The sequence below is a fragment of the Chitinophaga sp. YR627 genome (assembly GCF_900114995.1).
Lineage (GTDB): Bacteria > Bacteroidota > Bacteroidia > Chitinophagales > Chitinophagaceae > Chitinophaga.
The window spans coordinates 63,739-87,123 of record NZ_FOUX01000004.1; the positions used below are offsets into that span (position 1 = coordinate 63,739).

General features: G+C 46.8%; 16 protein-coding genes. 7 read left to right on the forward strand and 9 right to left on the reverse strand.

Translation table 11 applies throughout. From position 1 onward, the window contains the following. The first annotated feature begins 62 nt into the window (after positions 1–62). The 4 genes from BMZ72_RS37110 (at position 63) to BMZ72_RS20870 (ending at position 7,026) form a co-directional block, all read left to right on the forward strand. Positions 63–4,910, forward strand: a complete 4,848-nt coding sequence (locus BMZ72_RS37110) for a PKD domain-containing protein (protein ID WP_177222870.1) — start codon at positions 63–65, stop codon at positions 4,908–4,910. 52 nt (positions 4,911–4,962) lie between these two features. Next, complete coding sequence (locus BMZ72_RS20860; protein WP_177222871.1) at positions 4,963–6,000, forward strand: PorP/SprF family type IX secretion system membrane protein; 1,038 nt, start codon at positions 4,963–4,965, stop codon at positions 5,998–6,000. A 66-nt stretch (positions 6,001–6,066) separates the two neighbouring features. After that, entirely contained in the window at positions 6,067–6,537 is a 471-nt protein-coding gene (locus BMZ72_RS20865; protein ID WP_012794465.1) for a redoxin domain-containing protein, read from the forward strand. Positions 6,538–6,675: 138 nt separating this feature from the next. Next, positions 6,676–7,026, forward strand: coding sequence for a T9SS type A sorting domain-containing protein (locus BMZ72_RS20870; RefSeq protein WP_177222872.1), 351 nt, complete (start codon positions 6,676–6,678; stop codon positions 7,024–7,026). 84 nt (positions 7,027–7,110) lie between these two features. On the opposite strand, the gene BMZ72_RS20875 is transcribed toward BMZ72_RS20870, so the two are convergent. Further along, positions 7,111–8,283 carry a class I SAM-dependent rRNA methyltransferase gene (locus BMZ72_RS20875; RefSeq protein ID WP_089811666.1) on the reverse strand — a complete coding sequence of 391 codons (1,173 nt, stop codon included), beginning with the start codon at positions 8,281–8,283 and terminating at the stop codon, positions 7,111–7,113. A gap of 167 nt (positions 8,284–8,450) precedes the next feature. On the opposite strand from BMZ72_RS20875, the gene BMZ72_RS20880 reads away from it, so the two are divergent. From BMZ72_RS20880 to BMZ72_RS20890, 3 genes are all read left to right on the forward strand, one after another. Next, positions 8,451–9,008: a nucleotide exchange factor GrpE gene (locus BMZ72_RS20880; RefSeq protein WP_089811667.1), complete on the forward strand. Its 558-nt coding sequence runs from the start codon at positions 8,451–8,453 to the stop codon at positions 9,006–9,008. Between the two features lie 65 nt (positions 9,009–9,073). After that, a complete protein-coding gene (gene dnaJ, locus BMZ72_RS20885) occupies positions 9,074–10,243 on the forward strand; it encodes a molecular chaperone DnaJ (RefSeq protein WP_089811668.1) in 1,170 nt (389 codons plus the stop codon). Between the two features lie 114 nt (positions 10,244–10,357). Next, positions 10,358–11,305, forward strand: coding sequence for a class I SAM-dependent methyltransferase (locus tag BMZ72_RS20890; protein ID WP_089811669.1), 948 nt, complete (start codon positions 10,358–10,360; stop codon positions 11,303–11,305). 4 nt (positions 11,306–11,309) lie between these two features. Here the strand turns inward: BMZ72_RS20890 and BMZ72_RS20895 are convergent, their stop codons facing one another. The 8 genes from BMZ72_RS20895 to BMZ72_RS20930 form a co-directional block, all read right to left on the reverse strand. After that, positions 11,310–12,995, reverse strand: coding sequence for a vWA domain-containing protein (locus tag BMZ72_RS20895; protein ID WP_177222873.1), 1,686 nt, complete (start codon positions 12,993–12,995; stop codon positions 11,310–11,312). Positions 12,996–13,268: 273 nt separating this feature from the next. Beyond that, positions 13,269–13,811 (reverse strand): hypoxanthine phosphoribosyltransferase, encoded by a 543-nt coding sequence (gene hpt, locus BMZ72_RS20900; protein ID WP_089811671.1) that lies wholly within the window; start codon positions 13,809–13,811, stop codon positions 13,269–13,271. A gap of 22 nt (positions 13,812–13,833) precedes the next feature. Continuing rightward, positions 13,834–15,645 (reverse strand): glucosaminidase domain-containing protein, encoded by a 1,812-nt coding sequence (locus tag BMZ72_RS20905; protein WP_177222874.1) that lies wholly within the window; start codon positions 15,643–15,645, stop codon positions 13,834–13,836. 84 nt (positions 15,646–15,729) lie between these two features. Beyond that, positions 15,730–16,374, reverse strand: a complete 645-nt coding sequence (locus BMZ72_RS20910; RefSeq protein ID WP_089811673.1) for an O-methyltransferase — start codon at positions 16,372–16,374, stop codon at positions 15,730–15,732. Between the two features lie 36 nt (positions 16,375–16,410). Next, positions 16,411–17,109, reverse strand: coding sequence for an LOG family protein (locus tag BMZ72_RS20915; protein WP_089811674.1), 699 nt, complete (start codon positions 17,107–17,109; stop codon positions 16,411–16,413). A gap of 722 nt (positions 17,110–17,831) precedes the next feature. After that, the gene (locus tag BMZ72_RS20920; protein WP_089811675.1) at positions 17,832–18,413 is read right to left on the reverse strand and encodes a hypothetical protein; all 582 of its coding nucleotides are present in this window, start codon (positions 18,411–18,413) and stop codon (positions 17,832–17,834) included. A gap of 189 nt (positions 18,414–18,602) precedes the next feature. Continuing rightward, a complete protein-coding gene (locus BMZ72_RS20925; RefSeq protein ID WP_089811676.1) occupies positions 18,603–19,628 on the reverse strand; it encodes a PorP/SprF family type IX secretion system membrane protein in 1,026 nt (341 codons plus the stop codon). Positions 19,629–19,632: 4 nt separating this feature from the next. Further along, complete coding sequence (locus BMZ72_RS20930) at positions 19,633–23,325, reverse strand: DUF7948 domain-containing protein (RefSeq protein ID WP_089811677.1); 3,693 nt, start codon at positions 23,323–23,325, stop codon at positions 19,633–19,635. Positions 23,326–23,385 lie beyond the last annotated feature (60 nt).

A 23,385-nucleotide genomic window follows, 5' to 3' on the forward strand; every position in this document is an offset into this window, starting at 1 on the left:
GAGCCTGGTCGTCATGGCCTGGCCATATCCGGAAAATGAGACACCATTACCTAAGCCAATTTATGCGCTTCCTCCATGCCACAGCATACCTGGTTGTGCTTCTCCTGCTATGCGGAGCTAAGACACAGGCACAAAATACCGTAGCTTTTACTGCCGACAACTGGAGTGGTTGCGGCGCTGCCTTCGTTCAGTTTGTGAATCAGTCTACACCCGTCGGTACCGCGTCATGGGACTTCGGAGACGGGGGAGCAAGATCGACATTATGGAATCCCAGCCGAACATTCAACAGACCTGGTGTTTTCAACGTCGTACTGACTGTCACCTTTCCAAACGGACAAGTAAGCAGCACCCAACATGTTGTAAACGTCTATCGCAGACCGAATGTTGTCTTTACCACCACCCCTACTACCGGATGTACGCCACTGACTATTAACTTCCGCGACCAGTCAACTGCGGGAGATGGTACGATTACCGGTATTAACTGGGACTTCGGAGACGGTACCGGCGCCAATGGGGCTACTGCCAGTCACACCTACAACAAAGGCGGCGGTATGATCGCTACTTCCATCGTTACCAACAGCTTTGGTTGTACCTCCAGTGCTGAACAGATTCTCGATATTAAACCTACTCCACAGGTTTCATTTACCACCAACACACAAGGTGGCTGCCGTACGCCGGTAACTGTCAACTTCACCAATACCACAACCATGAACACCGCCGGACCAGTACCAGCCGTGAACTACCTGTGGGATTTCGGAGATGGTAGCACCAGCACTGACATGCACCCGACGCATGACTACACCACCACCGGCAATTTCTCCGTAAAACTGACGGCATCTACTGCTGATGGCTGTACGCAGACCATCAACATGCCCGATTATATAAAGATTGCCACCATGCAGGCGGATTTCAATATCCTGGAAAAAACCTGTACCGGCACTAACATCACTTTCAGGAATACTACTTTACCAGCACCAGTATCCGCAACATGGACGTTCTCTGATGGTACAGTAATAAACGCGGTAAATGCGGTAAGATCATTTGCTACTCCTGGTAACTACACCGTGACCATGCATGCCGTAACACAAGATGGTTGCGACGCACTGGTTACCAGAAGCTTTACTGTTTCCACACCTCCTACTGTCAATTTCACGATGAACCCCACCTCTGCGTGTGCGGTGCCGGTGAATATCCAGTTTACCACAACCAGCACAAATGCAAATGGCTGGGCATGGACATTCGGAGATGGTGGCACGGCTACCATTCAGAACCCACTGCACAACTTTACCACGGAAGGCGTCTACCCGGTAAAAGTAGTGGCCAGCAATACTGCCGGCTGTCTCGATTCAGCCATCAACTCCATCACCATCAGAAAACCTGTACTGACCATCACTGGTCTCAACCGTGGTTGTGTACCTTTTGATGCCAGTCTGACTGCTAACATTGACGTAGCAGATCCGATCGTGTCTTACAACTGGGATTTCGGTGATGGCGGCACCTCTACCAATTCAGTCGGCACACATACCTACACTACGCAGGGTAACTATGTCGTAAGGCTGAATATTACCACCAGAGGTGGTTGTACACAAACCGCCACTTACCCGATCAGAGTAGGTACACCGGTAATACCTGATTTTTCTGTTGATAAACCCAATGGTTGTCAGCCGACCGTTTTCAACTTTACCGACCTGTCCAGGCCACAGGTGCCTGGTATGACATGGCAATGGACATTCGTAGAAAACGGCGCCGCCAACGGTGGTTCTTCTGTACAGAATCCTTCTTATGTATTCAGCACTATCGGTACGCACGATGTGATCCTGACGGTGGATAACAATGGTTGTACACGTACTATTACCAAACTGGCCTTTGTAGAAGTATATCCTCCTGCCGCCTTCTTTACCATTGCGGATGTGGATTGTAGCAGACCGCTGACAAGGGTATTTACAGATGCTACCGCCTGGGGTACCACTCCTACACCAAGAAGTTATTCATGGGATTTTGGAGACGGGACTACAGACAATACGCCTAATCCGACCCATACATGGGCGAATGAAGGCACTTATACTGTTGTGCTGACAGTGGATAACGGCAGCTGTACATCCACCTATTCCACAACTGTAAGGTTACTGAACGACAAACCGGTTATTACTGTTGATCAGCATGTGATCTGTCGTGGTACTACTGTAAATTTTGCCACCACCTCGGTGATACCAGGTCTTACAACTTCTTACCAATGGACATTCGGCGATGGCGGTACAAACGCAGGTTCACCGACGCCAGCTTATACCTACAATCAGCCAGGTACCTATAAAGCAGCCCTGACCACTGTAGATATTTATGGTTGTACACACGTGTCAGATTCTCTCACGATCGATGTGAATGGTTCTGTAGCAGCATTCTCCGCTTCTGCACGCCGATGCAGAGACACTGCCATTACCTTCACCGATGCATCTACCACCCGGGCCGGTAACACCATCACCTCCTGGACATTTAACTTTGGTGATGGTACACCAAGACAGACATTTACCACCCAACCGGTAGCTGTGCCACATAGTTATGGTGTTATCAACAACTATCCTGTTACCCTCATCGTAACTGACAATACAGGTTGTATAGATTCTGTTACGCATGTGATCACCATCGACAATATCTCCGCAAAATTCAGTGCTCCTGATAGTATTGCCTGTCTGAATACACCATTCAGATTCAATAACGAGTCTATCACGGAACCACTGACCTACGCATGGCAATTCGGCGACGGCGGTGTTAGTACAGACAAAAATCCAACACATACCTATACAATCCCTGGTACTTATACTGTAACACTGGATATTACCAGTACTACAGGTTGTACCGGCCATATTGAAACAAAAGACTTCCTGAGAGTACCTAATCCGGTAGCTGACTTTGAAGTACCTGCTGTGGCAGGTGATATTTGTCCGCCGGTAAAAGTGCAGTTCACCAACCACTCTTCTGACTACGTAAAAGTATCCTGGTCATTCGGAGATGGCAGCAGTTCAGATGAAGACAACGCTTTACACAACTATATCAGGCCTGGTACTTTCCCGGTAACCCTGACGGTTTACTCTGTGGGTGGATGTGCGAGTCCTACAGCAGGTCCTAAGAATATTTCTATCTCCGGTCCGGACGGTAGCTTCGCTATCTCACGGGAAAGTGGTTGTGTACCGTTGACCACTTCCATGACGGCTGTATCTCCAACTGCACAGAAATTCATCTGGGACTTTGGAGATGGTTATACTGTGACTACGACCACTCCTGCTTCCCCCGCTTACACTTATACACAGCCAGGCGTTTATTTCCCTGCGGTATTGCTGGAAGACCAAAGGGGATGTACCGTGCCTGCTATTGGTAGTCCGAAAGTGATAGTAGATCAGATCAAAGCCGATTTTGGAGCGGATCTTTCGAATGCCTGTGACGGCGGTATCGTGCAGTTCTCCGATTCAACAAAAGGAGTATCTATCGAGGAAGGAGTACCGGCCACTTATCTGTGGGACTTTGGTATTCCGGGTCGTACAGACGATGTGGGTACAGGACCTAATCCAAGTTTCTTATATGACGCACCGGGAACTTATTTCGTGAGAATGACAGTGACCAGTCACTATGGATGTGTGGACGCAATAACGAAAACGATCATTATCGAACCAAGTCCGTATCCGGAAATCGACACAGTGCCACCTGTATGTGTGGGTACGCCTATTCAGTTGTCAGGACGTGAGATCAGAAATCTGCCGGGAACGACCTGGAACTGGACGACCAATGGACAGGATTATCCGGGACAGGTACCAGATTCGGTAACCTATGACCAGCCAGGTATTTATCCGGTACAGCTGACGATCACCAGCGCGAAAGGTACCTGTAGCGCTACCGTGACCAGGGATATTACTGTGGCGCCTTATCCAACCCTTACAACAACACCCGCGGAATCATCTATCTGTCGTGGAGAGTCTGTAAACCTGCGGGTATTTACAGAGCCAGGAGCAGATATCACGTGGACCAACTATAACATTTCAGATCCGAAGAGTGCTACCCCCGTGGTAACACCTGATATCGATACTACTTACCGCGTCACGGTGGTAAACGCGACCGGTTGTGCGGCAAAAGGCAGTGTGAAGATCAGCGTATCGCAACCATTTACTATACAGGCCAGCAATGCAGATATCTGCGAAGGCAAGTCTGTACAGTTACATGCCAGCGGGGCAGTACGTTATCAGTGGTCACCGGAAACAGGCCTGGACAAAACTGATGTGGATAATCCGATGGTAACACCGGAATCAACCATCCGCTATCAGATCATCGGGTATGGTAATGACAATTGCTTTACGGATACAGCTACGGCGACGGTGACAGTGCATTCTGCGCCTATTATCAATGCGGGAGATGACCTTTCTGTGCCGGTGGGTACGACGATACAGTTGCCTGTTACCGGTAGCACGGATATTACCAAAATTGAGTGGACACCGGCGACATCCCTGAGTTGTGCAGACTGTCTGACACCGATGGCATCACCAAGAGAGAATACCACTTACATGATCACGGTAAGCAACGCTTTTGGTTGTACGAGTTCGGATGATGTAACGGTGAACCTGGTATGTTCTTCTGGTGTGGTATTCCTGCCTAACACCTTCTCCCCTAACAATGATGGTCAGAATGATCTGTTCTACATCAGAGGTAAGGGTATCAAAGTGGCGAAATCATTTAAGATATATAACCGTTGGGGACAACTGGTATTCGAAAGGACCAACTTTAACATAGAGGATCCAACTTATGGCTGGGACGGTCGCATGAACGGTCAACCGGCAAATCCGGATGTCTTTGTGTATGTAGCAGAACTGGTATGTGATTCCAATGAAGAATTTATGTTAAAAGGAAATGTGATGCTGATCAGGTAATCACCTGTCAGCATCTCCCACCCGAATCCATATGATTATAAAACTTGCCAGCATGAGAATGAATTGTAGAAAATTGTTAGTGGCACTGTGCCTATGCAGCACACAAACACTGGTCGCGCAGGATATACACCTGTCCCAGTTCTATGAAACTCCAATTTTACGCAATCCGGCCCTGATCGGTTTATTCCATGGGGATTACCGTGTCCAGGCCGTATACCGGAATCAGTGGAACAGTGTCACGATTCCTTATCAGACAGGCGCTTTAAGTGCGGAACTGAAATTTCCTGTAGGCAATAGCGAGGACTTTGTCACGGGGGGGCTTCAGTTCACCTATGACAGGGCGGGTACTGCCCGCCTGCAATCCGTGCAGGTATTGCCGGCCATCAATTACCACAAATCCCTGAGCCAGGACAGGAACATGTTCCTGTCTGTAGGTTTTACGGGCGGTATTGTACAGCGGCAGTTTGATCAGTCAAAAGTGACATTTAACAACCAGTATACCGGCGGACAGTTTGATCCGACGGCGCCTACCGGAGAGGAAGGCCGGCTGGCACTGAGAGGATATTCCTATCTGGATGCCGGTGCGGGTCTGAGCTTTAGCAGTAGTCTTGGCGAGAACGAAGACATTAATTATTATATCGGAGCAGGTATTTTCCACTTTAACCGGCCAAAGCTGTCCTTTTATAAAGACGGGACGGTAGCGCTGGACCCAAAGTTCACGGTCAATGCCGGTATTACGGTCCCTTTACAGGAGCGGTTGAAACTGATCGCACAGTATAATGAGATCCATATGGGGACGTATGCTGAGTACCTGGGAGGTGCATTACTGGGCTATAGTCTGTATGATGAGGGGCTGGAAAGTACCCGTGCATTTTACGTAGGCGCCTATATGCGTTACAAGGATGCGATCATTCCTTCTTTCCGCCTGGATATGGAAAAATATGAGGTGGGGTTCACTTATGATGTTAATATTTCCAGTCTGAAACCGGCTACCAACGGATTTGGCGGCTTTGAAGTATCACTGGTATTCAAAGGATTCCTGAACAGCCGTAACAGTACAATGGATGCTGTACACTGTCCAAGGTTCTAAACTTATGTACCAATTGCTATCTTTACACCGACTTGATAAACTCATAACCTTTATAAAGAATAACAGATGAACGTAACAGTTGGCGCAAAAGCACCCTCTTTTTCACTGCTGAATACCGAAAAACAGAAAGTATCCCTGGAAGACTTCAAAGGTCAGAACCTGGTAATTCTGTTCTTCCCATTGGCATTTACAAGCGTATGTACAGCAGAACTCTGCAGTATAAGAGATAACATCGGTACTTATAACGACCTGAATACAGCCGTTGTAGGTATTTCTGTGGATTCTCCTTTCACCCTGGGTAAATTCAAGGCTGAGCAGAACCTGAACTTCCCGTTGCTGTCCGACTTCAATAAAGACATTTCTCAGGCATACGGTGCATTTTATGAGAATTTCGTCCTGGATCTGAAGGGTGTTTCTAAAAGATCAGCGTTTGTGGTAGACAAGGAAGGTGTTGTCAGATATGCGCAGGTGTTAGAGTCAGCAGGTGACCTGCCTGATTTTGAAGCAGTTAAAAACACGCTGAACGGTCTGCAATAAAAAATAACCGGAAGCGTTAAATTTTTTCAAAAAATAATGGCAAGCCTTCTTATTTGGCTTGCCATTTGTTATTTTTACACAAGACGATATTGTGGAATAAATCAGGTGATATTTGAAAAAATCTTTATCTTTGCGAGTATGTGGAAAACCTCTACACTCTTATTTTCTTGCTTCTTTTGCCTATTATCCCTCGTAGGTAAAGCACAAAGCGCCAAAACCACTCCATTTTCTGATGGGGGCAATAAACTCGTGAAGGCGTATCCCAATCCGGCTAGCAGCAGGATCAATTTCGAATTACAGAACAATAACGAGCAAGGATACGAGATTATTGTATTCAATTTTCTCGGAAAGAGGATCGATCAGATAAAAAACCTGAACGCACGTACTACAGTTGAACTGGATAAATATTACAGTGGTCTATATATTTTCCAATTGAGGGATAAACAGGGTAACCTGGTGGAATCGGGAAAGTTCAATGTCGTCAAGTAATATGACTAAATAATTCTCCTTTAAGGAATATAAAAAAGGGCTCGTTTAAAAAACGGGCCCTTTTTCGTGTATCGTCATACACCATTACTGTACTTCCACGATCAGGAATTTCAGGTAGGTGGTATTTTCAATATTCCACAAGATCGGGTGATCCTGCGCCTGTGTCTGGAAGGTTACCTGACGCAGTTTCTTTTTAGCATCCCTGGCTGCCATGTCGATGATCTCCAGGAAGAGGGATGGCGGCACCAGGTTGGTACAGGATGCGGTCACCAGGAAGCCTCCCGGTTTCAGCAGCTTCATACCACGCAGGTTGATCTCTTTATAACCAGTGATCGCTTTCTGGATATTTTCGCGGCTTTTGGTAAAGGCTGGCGGGTCCAGGATCACGGTATCAAACTTCTTCTCTTCACGGGTCCACTGTTTCAGCACATCAAATGCGTTTACGGCCTGGAACTTACAGATATCCTGCAGGTTGTTCAGCTCAGCGTTTCTGCGGGCAGTATTTACGGCATGTTCAGAGATATCCAGTCCGAGTACGCTTTTAGCGCCATAGTGACCGGCGTGACAGGAGAAGGTACCGGTGTAGCAGAACGCTTCCAGTACATCTGCATCTTTCACGATATGCTGGATGGCACGGCGGTTATCCTGCTGATCCAGGAAATAGCCTGTTTTCTGGCCATTTTCGATATCTACATGGAATTTCAGGCCATTCTCATTGATAATCACATTGGTATCAAATGGAGCACTCAGGAACCCTTTCTGCTGTTCCAGGCCTTCCAGTTCACGTACCGGAACATCGTTACGCTCATAGATGCCTTTGGGAGAGAAGATCCTGTTCAGGGCGTCCACAATGGCGCCTTTCCAGCGGTCCATACCCAATGCCAGTGTCTGCAATACGAAGTGGTCGTTGAATTTGTCAATTACCAGGGCTGGCATTTCATCAGCCTCTCCGAATACGAGACGGCAGTTTTCCACATATCCCAGCTGCTGACGATATTTCCATGCTTTCAGCAAACGGCGGTAGAAGAATTCCGCGTCGATCTGCTCGTCTTTGTCACGGGTCAGCAGGCGTACCAGGATCTGTGACTGGGGATTGATGTATCCTCTACCAACAAAGAACCCCTGATGGGTAAATACATCTACCGTATCACCGGCTGTTACAGGCCCTTCGATCTGTCCGACTTCATTTCCAAACACCCAAGGGTGGCCCTGCAGCACACGGTTTTGTATCTTTTTCTTTAAAAAAACTTTGGTCATTACAATTTTTTCCAGGCTGCAAAGGTAGGACAATTCAGAATTACGCATGCGGGAATTACTGATGTGGGCGTTCTTGTGTCAATTTGTCTCCTTTTCCGGCTTGGCAAGTTAATTGTCTGGTGTACCTTTGCAGACAATATTACTTCATAACAGAAAACAAAAACGATATGCAGACAAACGGACAGGACACCGAAAATGGTAAAGGCATGCCGGATATTAACGCTGAAGAGAACCTGGGCGGCACCACAAACCTTAACGATGCCTTGGCGGATGAAAGCGAACTGGATAAAAAACAGCAGGAGCTGAATGAAATGAGGGATAAATACCTTCGTCTGGTTGCAGAATTTGACAATTTCAAGAAACGTACTGCTAAAGAACGTATCGAGCTGATGCAGACTGCCAATAAAGAGGTGATCATCTCTTTACTGGATGTGCTGGATGATAGTGAACGTGCTTCAAAACAAATAGAAAGCGCCGCTGATGTCAATGCCGTAAAAGATGGCGTTGCACTGGTTTTCAATAAATTAAAGTCGACCCTGCAAGCTAAGGGCCTTAAACCTATGGAGAGTTTGCACACCGAATTTAATCCCGATCTCCACGATGCCATCACTGAGATTCCCGCACCTTCTGAGGATCTGAAAGGAAAGGTGATCGATGATATGCAGAAAGGATATTACCTGAATGACAAATTGATACGTCACGCCAAGGTAATAGTGGGAAAATAGGTGACGATCTGACAGAAATGCTTTTCATTAACCATGCCGGCAATTTGCCGGCTTTAGTGTGATATATGTCTACCAAAAGAGATTACTACGAAATACTGGGTGTTGCCAAGTCCGCTTCCCAGGATGAAATCAAAAAGGCGTACCGTAAGGTAGCCATGCAGTACCATCCTGACAGGAACCCCGATAACAAAGAGGCGGAAGAAAAATTTAAGGAAGCAGCCGAAGCCTATGAAGTATTAAGCGATACCGACAAACGGGCACAGTATGACCGTTTTGGTCATGCAGGAATGGGTAACCGCGGTGGCTTTGGCGGCGGTGGCGCTGGTATGAATATGGATGATATCTTCTCCAACTTCGGGGATATTTTTGGAGACGACATTTTTGGTAGCTTCTTCGGTGGTAACCGTGGCGGTGGTGGTGCTGGCGGAAGACGTGGCAGAGGTACCCGTGGCTCTAACCTGCGTGTGAAGATCAAACTGACATACGAAGAGATCGCTAAAGGCGCCAACAAAAAGATCAAGGTTAAAAAATATGTTCCGTGCAGCCATTGTAGCGGCCTCGGAGCAAAAGATAAAAACGCTTTCCAGACCTGTGGTACCTGTGGTGGTTCCGGTCAGGTAAGGAAAGTAACCCAGACATTCCTGGGACAGATGCAGACAGTAACTACCTGTCCGACCTGTCACGGTGAAGGTCAGACCATCACCAGCAAATGTGGTCACTGTAAAGGTGAAGGACGCGTTTATGGTGAGGAAATGGTGAACATCGACATCCCTGCAGGCGTACAGGAAGGTATGCAGCTGAGCCTGAGCGGTAAGGGTAATGCCGGCGAAAGAGGCGGCGCTCCCGGTGACCTGCTCATACTCATCGAAGAGGAGCCACATCCGGAGCTGCAGCGCGACGGACTGAACGTTGCCTACGATCTGTACATCTCCTTCCCTGATGCCGTATTCGGCACTTCCCTGGAAGTACCGACCATCGATGGTAAAGCGAAGATCAAGATACCTGCCGGTACCCAGAGCGGAAAGATCTTCCGTCTGAAAGGCAAAGGTTTCCCTTCCGTAAACTCTTACGAGAAAGGTGATCAGCTGATCCATGTAAACGTATGGACCCCTCAGCAGGTAAACGGTGAAGAAAAAGCATTCCTGGAAAAGGTACAGTCATCCGACAACTTCAAACCAAACCCGGAAAAGTCTGAAAAAGGCTTCTTCGAAAAGGTAAGAGATATTTTCAGCTAAGTACTTTGTACTTTACACTTTATAGAAAGCTGTCTGCCGAAAGGCAGGCAGCTTTTTTCTTTATCATTTCCCCCTGCTAAGCTTACCTTTGCACTTTTACTTTTTACAGGTTACATGTTCGATCCTTCCAAATTACAGATGCTAGAGAACCGGCTGGTAAAGGTCTACAAACACCTTCGCAAAACCGCACGCCGGCAGAATATCACCTGCTTCCGGGTATATGATGACGATATTCCAGAATTCCCTTTCAGTATTGAGCTGTATGAGGACCATATCTATGTGGCGGAATACCATCGCCAGCACGGCATGGAAGAAGAAGCACATGAACAATGGCTGGACCTTTGTCTGGAAGTGATCGCTAAAATACTGGAAGTCCCTCTGGAGAAAGTATTCGTCAAGCAACGCCAGCGAAAGGCCAGCAGACAGGAACAGTATGAAAAACTGTCCTTCGAAAGCCATGAAATGGTCGTGCATGAAGCCGGACTCAAATTCAAGGTCAATCTCTCCGATTACCTGGATACTGGTCTGTTCCTGGATCACCGTATCACCCGTGGTATGGTAAGAGAGCAGTCAGCAGATAAAAAGGTACTGAACCTCTTCTGTTATACCGGTTCATTTTCTGTCTATGCAGCGGCTGGAGATGCAGCACAGGTAACGTCTGTGGATCTGTCCAAGACCTATCTGGCCTGGGCAGAAGAAAATATGAAACTGAATGACTTTGATGTCAGCAAACATCAGTTTGTACACGCTGACGTACTGCAATACCTGGATACACTTCCTGCAGAAGAATTTGACCTCGTTGTACTGGACCCGCCTACTTTCTCGAACAGTAAGCGTATGAAGGAGTTCCTGGATATCCAGCGGGATCATGTCAGCATCCTGAACAAGGTACTGGCAGCTACCAAACCGGGTGGTGTCATTTATTTCAGTAACAACTACCGACGCTTTGTACTGGAAACAGACCGGATACTGGCTACTGAGATCAAAGACATTACTTCTCAGACCATCCCTTTCGACTTTCAGCAGAAGCTGATCAGAAAGTGTTACAGGATCGTCCGTTAAGGGCTTATTGCTCTAAATTTTTTGATTTTTTCAGGTCTTTCAATAGCGTGATGAACTCCCGGCGGTATCCTCCGGGGTCATCACCCAAAGAACGTTTGGCGATATCCATTACCATATTGCAGGAACCGCTGCCTTTATAACCCGACTTTCTCAGCAGCATGCCCATCAGGGCCACGGCACTTGCAAACCGGAAATCATCGGAGGACTGCTGAAAGGTGGTCAGATTGTCCGGTACATTATAGAATAGTCTTTTAATGGTAGTATCTGTGTTTTCCCTGTAAGTAAGGTGTACAGCCGCCAGCAAACTATCGGCAGGGCTAAGTCCTGTTTGCGGCACAATTTCATAAATAGCCACGGCACAGTGTCCGGCGCCTATAATCCCCCCTCCTATCTGACTGGCAGAATCATCATCTTTAATCACCTTATTCTCATACCCTATCAGACGATAGGACCTGACCGTATGCGGATTGAACACCACATCCGCCTGCACATCCCTGGCGACGGTAAACAACGTACTCCCGAACTCACGTGCGAAGATCTTACTGGCTTCTTCCAGGTTATCTATATAGGCGAAATTGCCATTCCCCTTACTGGACAAGGTCTCTAATTTGGAATCTTTATAGTTCTTCATTCCAAATCCGAGACAGGTGAGCAATACACCGGTCTCCTTTTTACCCAGGATCAGTTGTTCCATATCGTGATCACTGGTTTGACCGACATTAAAATCACCATCCGTTGCCAGGATCACCCGGTTATTACCGTCTTTAATAAAGTTCTCTTCTGCGATCTGGTAAGCCAGTTTAATAGCTGCTTCACCAGCAGTAGCCCCACCAGCGCTGAGGTAGTCGATCGCATTCAGGATCTTGCTCTTTGCACTGCCCGGCGTACTGGGAAGGATCACACCAGGTACACCTGCATAGGCTACGATAGCAACATGGTCATTGCTACGCAGATTATTTACCAGAATACGGAAAGCGGCCTGTAAGAGTGGTAGTTTATTCGGCATGGCCATAGAGCCGGAAACATCGATCAGAAAGACAAGATTGCTGGGCGGCAGACTATCCAGGTTGACCGATTTCCCCCGTACTGCGATCTGCAGCAAACGATGATCTGCTGCCCACGGACAGGTAGCATAATTACTGTAAATAGCGAGGGTTTGTCCGGCAGGAGGTAATGGGTAGTTATAATGGAAATAGTTGACCATTTCCTCTATACGCACCGCATTCGCAGGAATACGCTCCTTCAGTTTCACAAAACGCCGGATATTACTGTAGGCAGCCCTGTCCACATCCACTGCAAACAGGGAAGGTATTTGGGTCTCCGCTGCAATGAATTTGTTTTCATACAGCGTACCATATGTCTCATCAAAGAAAGCCCGGGTACCCATGAGGGCATTGCCATAATTAGGATTGGAGCCGTTGGATGAACGCTCACGCGCAATGGCCTTGGCCTTTTTAACCGCATCTTCTGCTGACTCTTCCAGGGCATTCAATTGCACAAGCATACGACTGTAAGCTCCCGCAGATAATTGTTTGGGAAAGTATTTGCTGTGTTGGAATAATAATGTTGCGTCCTGAGAGGGCACCGCAATCCGAAAAAGCCCGTACTGATTGGTAATAACCCTGGCGGTATCATTGACGACAGTGACGATCACTCCTGCAAGGGGATTATGAGAAATGCTATCTTCCACGGCCCCTGAAATCCATATCTTCTGAGCGCTCCCAGGTACAAGGATAATTAAGCTGGCAAGCAGCATAAGGAGCCTTTGCATCAGTTTTGCATCAGTTGAATATAAATATAAGCAATTAAGCGCTAAAAACCGGAGAATAAAGGAGGTAAACGGGAAACCGGAAGAGGTATTTCAGTACCTGAAATACCTCTTCCGGTTCACTTATTTAAATTGGCTATCCACGCGATATTTACAACGATATCCGCTGCATGCCAATGCTTCATTTGCAGATGCTTAATTGGTCTCCACCAGTTTGTAGATCTCTGGCAGATTCCTTCCTAATCCATCATAATCCAGTCCATAACCCAGCAGAAATTTATTCGGTACAGAGAACCCGAGATAATCGATCTTAATAGGGTGCACCATCGCTTCCGGTTTTGTCAGCAAAGCTGCAACCATCAGTTTCTTCGGCTGCTGGTGCTCCAGCTGCGGCAGGAACTGGCTGAGTGTTTTGCCCGTATCCACGATATCTTCCAGGATCACGACGGTACGGCCATACAGGTCTTCATCAAGACCGATCGCCTGCACCACATTACCCGTTGACTTCATGCCTTTGTAGGAAGCCAGTTTAATAAAAGATATTTCCGCATCAATGGTGAGATATTTGAACATATCAGCGGCAAACATGAAAGAGCCATTAAGAATGGCAATGAACAAAGGTTTTTCACCTTTCAGGTCATTGTTTAGCGCTGTAGCTAATTCCTTAATACGCTGTTGTAACTGTTCAGCGCTGATGTAAGGTTCAAACTGTTTATCATGTACCTGGATAACTGACATGCGATTCCGATTTACGATTGTTTTAGATTTTGCCGACTAAAAGCCGTTGTCCTATTTTGATATCAAATGATTCAAGGTGATTCCACTGTTGCAGCTGTTCTACCGTTACACCATAACGTTTGGCGATAGCGTAGAGTGTTTCTTTTGTCTGCACTTCATGATACAGCGAGTTGCCTTCCCTGATCGGTCCTTTTGTCTCCGACGGCGTCGTAGCCGGTTGTGCCGGTGTGTTGGCCGGAGCAGGCTGTGAGCTAACCGGTTGCGCAGGCGCTGCCGGTGTTGTGCCCACAGGACTTGCTGGCTCTTCTGCCGGTGGTGTATTAGCCGGACGGGAAGGATTTACCGGTTGTGCCGGTGTTGTTTGTGCAGGCGTTGTACTGGCAGGTGTTGTAGCCGGTGCCGTCTGTAGAGGTGGAGCGGGCTCCGTATTGGAAGGTGTTGTATTCTCTGGTCTTGATGAGTAAACAGGCTGAGATGCCGCGGGCGTTTGTGTTGGCTGCGTACCCGTTGGTGCTGTCTGAGCCGGCTTGTTTTGGGCTGGCGCAGATGGCTGTGTTGTGGCGGGCCGTGTCGGTTGCGTGTTTGCAGGTGTTGTTTGCGCTGGTGCAGATGGTTGTGTGGTAGCTGCTGGCTTTGAAGCAGCTGGCGTACCCTGAGCGGCTGTACCGTTGGCCTTCACATCTCCGATCTTTTTGAGATCATCCATCATTCCGGCCGGTAAACCACCCTGTGCAGCAGCCTGTTGCTGGCGGCGTTCTTCATCTGCTTTCTGCATAGCCATTTCTTCCTGACGCTCTCTTTCGATCTCCGCTTTTACATCGTCCATGATCTTACCCGGATCCAGATCGCCTATAGTCGGGTCTTCTGGCGGCGGGTTTTTACCCAGTTTAGGCGCTTTATTGGCGTAACCCTGTAATGCCAGTCTTTCGCCAGCTTCGGGTTCCTGTCCTTCCTTCATCCTGTTACGACGGCGTAACCAGCGAAGCTGTATACCTTCTGTCTGTGCGATATCATACATTGTTTCTCCGGGAGCAACGGTATGATAGTCGTTTTTACCGGATTTAGCCTTCTTCTGTAAGAAGATGTAACTGTCTTTTTTCAGCGGATTATCATTCTCCAGGTCATTGTAATGCACCAGATTTCTGAGTTTAATATCCCGGTCATTGGCCACCTGTATCAATGAAGCACCCGCTGGTACTACGATCACCTTGCGGTCATTGATCTGGAAGATGCCTTTAGGCGAATTAGCCGCTGAAACACCCGAAGGTTTCGTCGTGGAGGCAACAGGCGTTGATGGTTTAACAGGTTTGTAGCCTACCATTTCCTCTCCTGTTTTGGCGCCGCTGGTGCCAGCTTTGGTCACCCCTTCCCCGTCCAGGGTATATTGCTGCAGATTGTAATCTTCAATGAGTTTGATGAGCTGCTGAGGATAGGTTGTACTGGTAGCATATCCGGCCTGTTTAAGACCATATGCCCATGATTTATAGTCTTCTTCCTGGAACTGGAAGAGGAACGCATAACGGGGATTATTTCTCAGAAAGTCTGAATGGTCTTTATAGGAATCGGCTGCAGAGCCGTATTTACGAAAACATTCCTGGCGGGCATCATCATCATATCTTACGCTTTCGCCTGTCCAGTTATTTTTACATTTGATACCGAAGTGGTTATTGGAGTTCTGTACCAGCCAGCCGTTACCTGACTGTGTTTCCAGGATCCCCTGTGCCAGCTTGATAGACGCAGGTACGCCGCTGCGCTGCATTTCATCGATGGCAATATCCTTGAACTTCGCAATATACTGTTGCGTCGTCTGGGTTTGTGCCTTCAGCAATGACATGCAGCCCAACAAAAAGCTGCACACTAAAACGGTTCTCCTTAGTTGCATTATGGTGAATTTAATGGGTGTGGTTAGTCTGTGAGGTCAGCCTATTTTCCTTATGATCAGCAGACCATCTCTCAGCGTGAGCAATAACTGTTCCGCCCTTCCGTCAGCCGCTACTTTTTCGCAGAAACTGATCATTGCTTTGGCATTATTACTTTGTTTTGATGGTTCTGCAAGTGTTTCTCCGTGAAAGAGCACATTATCAGCGAGTATAAATCCCCCGGGACGTATCTTGTCCCATACCTGGTCATAGTAGCGCTCGTAACCTGCTTTATCAGCATCTATGAATACCAGGTCGAATACTTCATCCAATCCGTTTATAATATCAGCGGCCTTTCCAATATGCATCCTGATCTTCTCAGACAATCCTGCTTCTTCAAAATAGCGGAGGCACATATCCTCTCTTTCCTCGTTGATGTCGATGGTGTGCAGGATACCTCCTTCTTTCAGTCCCTGTGCCAGGCAGATAGCCGAATAACCGGTATATGTACCCAGCTCCAGGATACGCTGCGGCTGCAACATATGGCTGACCAGGCTCAGGAACTGTCCCTGAAGGTGACCGCTCAACATATGTGGCTGATCTACCTTCAGGTACGTTTCCCGGTTCAGACGCCTGAGCAGATCTGTTTCAGGACTTGTATATCTTTCTGCAAACGTTTCTACAGCAGCAGGAATTATATCCATGTTGTATAATTTTTGCAAAAATATGTCAATAAATCCTTAGAAGTTTGGACGCAGCTTATTGGTAGTATAGAATACACGGAAGTATTCCACTACTTCATCCGCAGTATCAAAGAGTTTCAGCAGTCCGAGGTCTTCAGGATAGATGTTACTTTCCTTTTCCATCATCGTACTCTTGATCCAATCCAGCAGCCCACTCCAGTACTCACGTCCGACCAGCACCATGGGTGTATCGGTCATCTTTTTGGTCTGGATAAGGGTGGCCACTTCAAAGAATTCATCCATAGTACCGAAACCACCCGGCATCATGATAAATCCCTGGGAATATTTGGTGAACATGACCTTGCGGACAAAAAAGTAGTCGAAGTGCATGTTCTTATCATGGTCGATGTAAGGATTGGGGTATTGCTCATGCGGTAGTGTAATATTTACACCTACAGATTTCCCTTTCGCTTCCTGGGCGCCTTTATTCGCAGCTTCCATAACGCCGGGGCCACCACCGGTAATAATACCAAAACCTTCTTCAGCGAGACGTTTGGCAATATCGTGGGCCAGTTCATAATATCTGCTACCTGCCTTTGTACGTGCGGATCCGAATATAGAGATGCAGGGGCCAATTTTTGCGAGAGACTCAAAGCCATCCACGAATTCCGCCATGATCTTGAATATCTGCCAGCTGGAATGTGCTTTTGTTTCTGTCCAGTCTCTCTCCTTCAAATGCATTAAACGATCGTTCATTACTGAGAGTTGTTTGTTCAATAATTGGGCTAAAATACTGAAAAACTCACTGGTAACACGCCAGCTTCCCCGATAAGTTATTGTCATAATAAGCGATTATACAGTCAATTTCTGTGCTGATCCGTAGTCTGGCTACACGTATTTCTACAGTCGGCTTACCGGGATTTATGACAGGAAAAAGGGCAGATTAAAGGAATAGCAATATTGGCAATGGCCAAAACCTTGCAGCAAACGGGTATTCAATGGTTAGTTTAAAAAGAAGCAGGTAACTTGAAAGAAACCCGCTTAACATTTAACACGTTATGAACATGTAGTTGCCGTTGTTTGACATACCACATAATTTTTATCCATAGCTGGCCATAACGCATAACGTTCAATGCTTTTGTTCCCTTCCAAGTTTAGTGATGTAATAATTGTTGCCTGCAATAGCAGTCATGTACACAGTACAGTGTTTTCATATAACGTGGTTTAGTTTCTCTCACTGGCCCCTTGATTGGAGAGAGGGCCAATTTTAACTTAAAATACAGATAATCTTTGGGAATTCCTAACAAGATAATTACGAATTAGGAATTACTGCTGACCTGCGTCCGGTCGTCATATTACCCGGCTAAAATAATGGCTAAATAAAAAGGGAGGTGCTTCCATGAAGAAAGCACCTCCCTTTTATAAGACATTAATAATTATTCAATAATATGCTGACAGCATTCTGCTACCGATCGTTCCTACAGTCCTAATGACGCTCCAACACGCAGGATCAGTCCATTCTGATAGGGCGATCTGCTATCCTGTAAGACGTCATACAAAGCCATTATACTAAAAGCAGCGCGGCCGCCTAAAGGTTGTGAATAACCACCTCCCATGAGCAGGCTAGGCACACCATAACTATCTTTCACCACCGTTTTTGGATCGGTGTCATAATAAGTGCTTTTCAGACTTACATAGTTATACTCCGGCTGTATATGCACAAAGATAAAATCCAGCGGATATACACGGCCCCATAAACCGCCACCAAATATGCTGTATTGATTGCGCTGTCCGGTATTACCATAGTAATCACGGAAACGCTCAGAACCGTATTGTGCGTTAATCGCCAGACCTGCAGCAAACAGCTGTGAAATGCGGTAGCCTACCAGCGGCGATACGTTAATATTTGTATAATCACCGAATGACAGGCCCAGAGAACCTCCGATAATCAAACGGGATGCGTCGAAATCCTTCTTCCTTGCGGTGTCTGTTTTATAATACTGCGCCTGCGTCAGTTGAGCGGCTGATAACAGTAAAATACATAACAGTAAACGTTTCATAGTACTGCTCCTTTTAAGTGGTTTTATCATCAATCAAAAAATCTTCCTGTTCTGTATATTGTCCGGACCGAACTGCTGCTGATCAGCCAGGAGTAACCATACCTCATCGTGTCTCTTTCTCATTAACAGCTTTAGGGCCTTCCGGGTTCTCTGCAAAATTATTTCCTGTAAAACAGGTCCTGGAGCAGTTTATCTGAACGAAGGACAAATAACCGATCTCCGGCCTCCGGAGAAACTACGGTTGGGATAAAGTCCGGTGTATACGATACCTATCTCATAAGCTCCCCTACGGCCATTAAACTGGGCCAGGGAGGACGTGGTTGCATCGTAACTGAACATGATCTTTACGCTTTTCAACTCATATCCTACCAAAAATACGGCCGCATCCTTCATACGATAGTAAGCGCCGCCGTACAACTGACTTTCTCCGTCACCGGAAAGATTATAAGCCAGGTTACCACCAACTACTGTTTCTGTTGCACCTGCCTGTCTGCCGTAATAAGCAGAAGGATTCAGGATCACCATATCACTCATTTTTATGCTGGCGTTCAGGAACCCTATATAACGACGGGGAATCTGGTTGTTACCCTCATAAAAGGATTCCCTCGGTGTATTTACGTGTTGCGCAGAAAATCCGGCATTGATGTAAATATTATCAGTCGGGAAATAGGCATAGTTCATACCCACCTGCATATCAAAGTAGCCGATGCTGGTCTGACTGAAAGGTTCTGCGGTAGGTACCTGAGCGTCAAAGAACTTACCATTCCACTGATCCCCGAATGTCAGTTTGGAGACATCCACTCTTTTACTGGCTGATCCTACGTTGAAACCAAGGGATAATAAACTGCTCTGTCCGAGTAACTGGTGATAGGCAATGGAACCGTATACTTTGGTAGAAGTCAGGTTTCCGCTACCGGCTACATCTCTCAATATCACACCTCCCACACCTAACCAGCCGTATTCCAGTCTGTCGCGGAATAACTGAAAGTCGCCAAAGGCCGACATTGTTTTATAAGGCACCGGTATGCTGGACCACTGGTTACGGTAGTTCACACCAAGACGGTAGTTACCGTCCGGAATGAATCCTGTATTTGCAGGGTTGGTCGTAAGCGGAGAGTTGAAGTACTGCGAAAAGTGCAGATCCTGTGCATTACCCTCCAATGCTGCGGCTAACAACATCAGACAACCGGCGATATGTTTTAAAATATGCTTCATATCATCATCTTAACAAGGTTACGCTTCCATTCTTGGTAGCTGAAGTACCATCACTAAACTCTACGTTGATCACAAATGCATAGGCGTCCATAGGTTGAAGCGATCCCTTAAATGTTCCGTCCCATCCTATTAAAGCGTCATTTGTTTCAAATACCATCTGTCCCCAGCGGTTATAAATCTTCATATTGAACCTGGAGATACCAAATCCTCTTACCAGGAATACATCATTCACGCCATCTCTGTTTGGCGAGAATGCTGAAGGAATATCAAACAACGGTATTACGATAGCACTCACCTGCTTGTGGGCTGTATCCGAACAACCCGCGCTGTTTGTGGATATCAGATAAACATCATATACACCGGTCCTGTTGTATTGGTATACAGGATTTACTGCTGTTGAACCATCTCCATCTCCAAATTCCCAGAGGAACTTAACGGCATCAGGAGAAGACTGGTTACTGAAAGTAGTTGGCGTATTCTCCGTTGGTGTTGTTGGTGAATAAGTAAAGTCTGCTGTCGGCGGCGCAAATACAGTGATCACCATGGAGGTGTCATCTGTCCTGTTACAGGTATTGTTATCTACCGCCTGCATAGTTACTGTATAAACACCCGGGTTATTATATGTGTGCACCGGATTTACATCTGTAGAAGTGCCTCCATCACCAAAAGTCCAGCTGAATGTTTCACCACCACTCGTTGTATTCTGGAATTCGATAGTAGCCGGTACGCAGGTGCTGTCAGGTGCAATAAAAGAAGCTCTGACATTTGCAGCCACACGCAATGGCACTGTATCTATTTCAGGTGCATTACAATAGTTGGTATCTACCAGTGTCAGGGTGGCGTTATACACACCTTCTGCCTGATACCGGTGCAGATATGGGAAGTCATTCGGACCTACTTTTACTGTCGGCGTACCGTCACCGAAGTTCAGGTCAAACGAAGTGGAAGTAAATGGTCTTGGCGGATTAGGCGCTGTAAATGTGAACTGATAGCTCAATGATTCACATGGCGGCTGTCGTATAGCCTCCATATCAAAGCTGGCTCTGTCTGTACGGATACGCAGATCCAGGAAAGCAGTATCACATCCGTTACAGCTGGCAGGATCACATTTAACCAGTGTTACCCTGTAGTTACCTGGGTTCTGATAAGTATGACGGGTTGTATCAGCCGTACCTACCACCGGAGCAGAACCATCACCAAAATTCCATGTCCATGTCTGTGCCGGTGTACCAGTTGTATCAATGAATTCGATCGTAGCCGGTACACAATAGTTTGTTCTTCTTTCCAGTGTTTTGATCCCTGCTTTTACACCATCCAGATTAAAAGCGATTTTAAGTGCCCCAAGGTTACAGTTAGGTGGTGCACTGGTGGCATAAGCACCTGGTGTAGTCGGATAACGCGGTCTGAATCCTGACTCGGAAGTAGGACACCATGCGCAGATACCCTGATAGATCACACCATTGCGGTCAAAACGGCTGGTACCACCATCTACGTGTTCGTAGGTACCATTACCGCCGAAATAGCTACCAAACAGAATGTCTGTCGCATCACGCTGCAATACGAAGAAGTAAAAATCCTGTGTATCAGTTGTACGTTGTAATGGATTCTTTAAAGGCAGACCACCTGTGTTTGAGTTCGGATAATGCAGCTGTACATCGATACCACCGCCCCATCCGGACACGTACACGTTTTCACAACGGTCTACCAGAAATGCCACCGGAGAAATACTTGGTGTAGAAGCAGCCTTACCAAACGTCGTAGAGTATACGAAAGCGGATAGGTTAGGTTGCAGCTTCGCTATGAATTGTCTTGAATCGTTATTATAGAATGTTGCAGTACCTGTTGGTTGCACGATCGGCCATGTACCCTCTGTCGTACCCATTACGTATACAAAACCGCGGGAATCGAGCTGAATACCATATACCTGATCTGCTGCGACAGTGTTTGCACCAAGATAAGTACTCTGTAACAAGGTGCCTCCATCTGCACTCACATGTGCAATGAAACCATCGCAGATACCACCACGGTAGGTTCCATATAAAGGATTACCTCTGATCGGGAAGTTGTTGCTGGCGGTACCACCTGCCACATAGATCGTATTTGTTCCGTTCAGGGCGAGTACATAAGCGGCATCTTCCCTGCTGCCTCCGATATAACTTGCCCATAACAGGTTAGCACAGTTTGGATCTATTTTCAGCAATACACCATCCTGCACACCACCAAAGTTAGGCTGGAAAACACCAGCTGTAACCGGGAATTTGTCAGAGCGGGTACAGCTGGCTACATAAATATTACCAGCATTATCTATCACCACTTCACTACGGGCATCATCGCCATAGTTACGCAATAATACGGAAGCACCCAGTGTTCTGTCTTCACGCATATTCATACCGTCATCTCCCGGACTGGCGATGATCATGGAACCGATAATACCGGTACCCGTCGCATTCAGTTTTGTTACAGCAATATCCCATCCGCCACGTGTACCTACTAATGTCGGTTGGCCACGGTTAGGTCCGGGATAGTTACCTGAATTCGTCCTGCCGGAAATCACCAGGTTACCTGCCGGATCCACGAACAGACTGTGAGGCTGTTCTTTACCACCACCACCGATATAGGTAGCATAGATCAGGTTACGGCCGTTAGAGGAAAATTTGCTGATACCGATATCAAATCCGCCGTTGGCATAAGTGCTCTGCACAGCGCCCGGCGTAACCGGATAACCTACATTGAACACGATACCACCGCCATAGAAGTTACCCGCGCCATCATAGGTAGCGGTGAAACCCCAGTTGTCAGCAGTAGAACCGGATACAGTAGAAAAAATATAAGAAGGATCGATGATCAGGGGATAATTCGCATCATATTTACCGGATACTTTGAAGCGCAGTTTCTGGCCATTCAGCACATAAGATACTTTTACGGATACACGCTGATTATCAATATACTGATAGGCAAAGGGCATTTGTTCTGTAACAGTACCTACTGAAGTCGTGATGATCAGTTGTTCCTTTTTGATCTCCAGTTTGTCTGCACCGGTATATTGTAACTGTATCAGTGAAGGATCAGCACCTGGCTGCACGATCAGATCATACTTCAGTACAGATGCTTCTGAATAAACCTGCATATCGATACCAGGATACAGGCCTTTGTAATTCACCAGCTGATAAGACCTGATATTGGACTGCCATTTTGAAGGATCATTACCGACAAAGTAGTTGTAATAAGTTTCTGAAGCTTTTTCAGCAGAAATTTCCGGATTACCTGCGTTCAGAAATGTCACTTCATAAGCATGTCCACGTACTGTGGGAACCGGCACATCAACATTTTCACTACCAGGGTTCTCAGTGCTGCTGGCAGCAGCGGTAGTACGGGCATTGTCATTCCGCGGACTTGGATCATGGTGCCAGGTGGTATCACCACCACCATGGGAATGTCCATGCATTTTTTCAGCGAGTGCGTAACGCTGTTGCTTGTCCTGCAACAGGAACGTAAAACCAGTGCGCTTCAGGAAGGCAGCGCCTCCGCCCATATCAGTTTTATAAAGGAAATCACCATTCCACTGTCCTTTATTTTCTGTGAACTGAAGCGGTTTATTATCGTAAAATTCCTGTACCTGCGCCTGTGCACTAGCCGTCACGCCTGTAAAAAGCGAAAAAAGGAAAGCTAAGCAGCCTATAGGGAAAGTAAAATTCAACGGAGTAGATTTAAAATGTTTATTCCTAGTTCTTTATCACTATTATAATACGTAATAACG

Excerpts from the sequence above, each read along its gene's own strand:
- BMZ72_RS37110 (WP_177222870.1), top strand. The coding sequence starts at position 63 with ATGCGCTTCCTCCATGCCACAGCATACCTGGTTGTGCTTCTCCTGCTA.
- BMZ72_RS20860 (WP_177222871.1), top strand. The coding sequence starts at position 4,963 with ATGAGAATGAATTGTAGAAAATTGTTAGTGGCACTGTGCCTATGCAGC.
- BMZ72_RS20865 (WP_012794465.1), top strand. The coding sequence starts at position 6,067 with ATGAACGTAACAGTTGGCGCAAAAGCACCCTCTTTTTCACTGCTGAAT.
- BMZ72_RS20870 (WP_177222872.1), top strand. The coding sequence starts at position 6,676 with ATGTGGAAAACCTCTACACTCTTATTTTCTTGCTTCTTTTGCCTATTA.
- BMZ72_RS20875 (WP_089811666.1), bottom strand. The coding sequence starts at position 8,283 with ATGACCAAAGTTTTTTTAAAGAAAAAGATACAAAACCGTGTGCTGCAG.
- BMZ72_RS20880 (WP_089811667.1), top strand. The coding sequence starts at position 8,451 with ATGCAGACAAACGGACAGGACACCGAAAATGGTAAAGGCATGCCGGAT.
- dnaJ (WP_089811668.1), top strand. The coding sequence starts at position 9,074 with ATGTCTACCAAAAGAGATTACTACGAAATACTGGGTGTTGCCAAGTCC.
- BMZ72_RS20890 (WP_089811669.1), top strand. The coding sequence starts at position 10,358 with ATGTTCGATCCTTCCAAATTACAGATGCTAGAGAACCGGCTGGTAAAG.
- hpt (WP_089811671.1), bottom strand. The coding sequence starts at position 13,811 with ATGTCAGTTATCCAGGTACATGATAAACAGTTTGAACCTTACATCAGC.
- BMZ72_RS20905 (WP_177222874.1), bottom strand. The coding sequence starts at position 15,645 with ATGTCATTGCTGAAGGCACAAACCCAGACGACGCAACAGTATATTGCG.
- BMZ72_RS20910 (WP_089811673.1), bottom strand. The coding sequence starts at position 16,374 with ATGGATATAATTCCTGCTGCTGTAGAAACGTTTGCAGAAAGATATACA.
- BMZ72_RS20915 (WP_089811674.1), bottom strand. The coding sequence starts at position 17,109 with ATGAACGATCGTTTAATGCATTTGAAGGAGAGAGACTGGACAGAAACA.
- BMZ72_RS20920 (WP_089811675.1), bottom strand. The coding sequence starts at position 18,413 with ATGAAACGTTTACTGTTATGTATTTTACTGTTATCAGCCGCTCAACTG.
- BMZ72_RS20925 (WP_089811676.1), bottom strand. The coding sequence starts at position 19,628 with ATGAAGCATATTTTAAAACATATCGCCGGTTGTCTGATGTTGTTAGCC.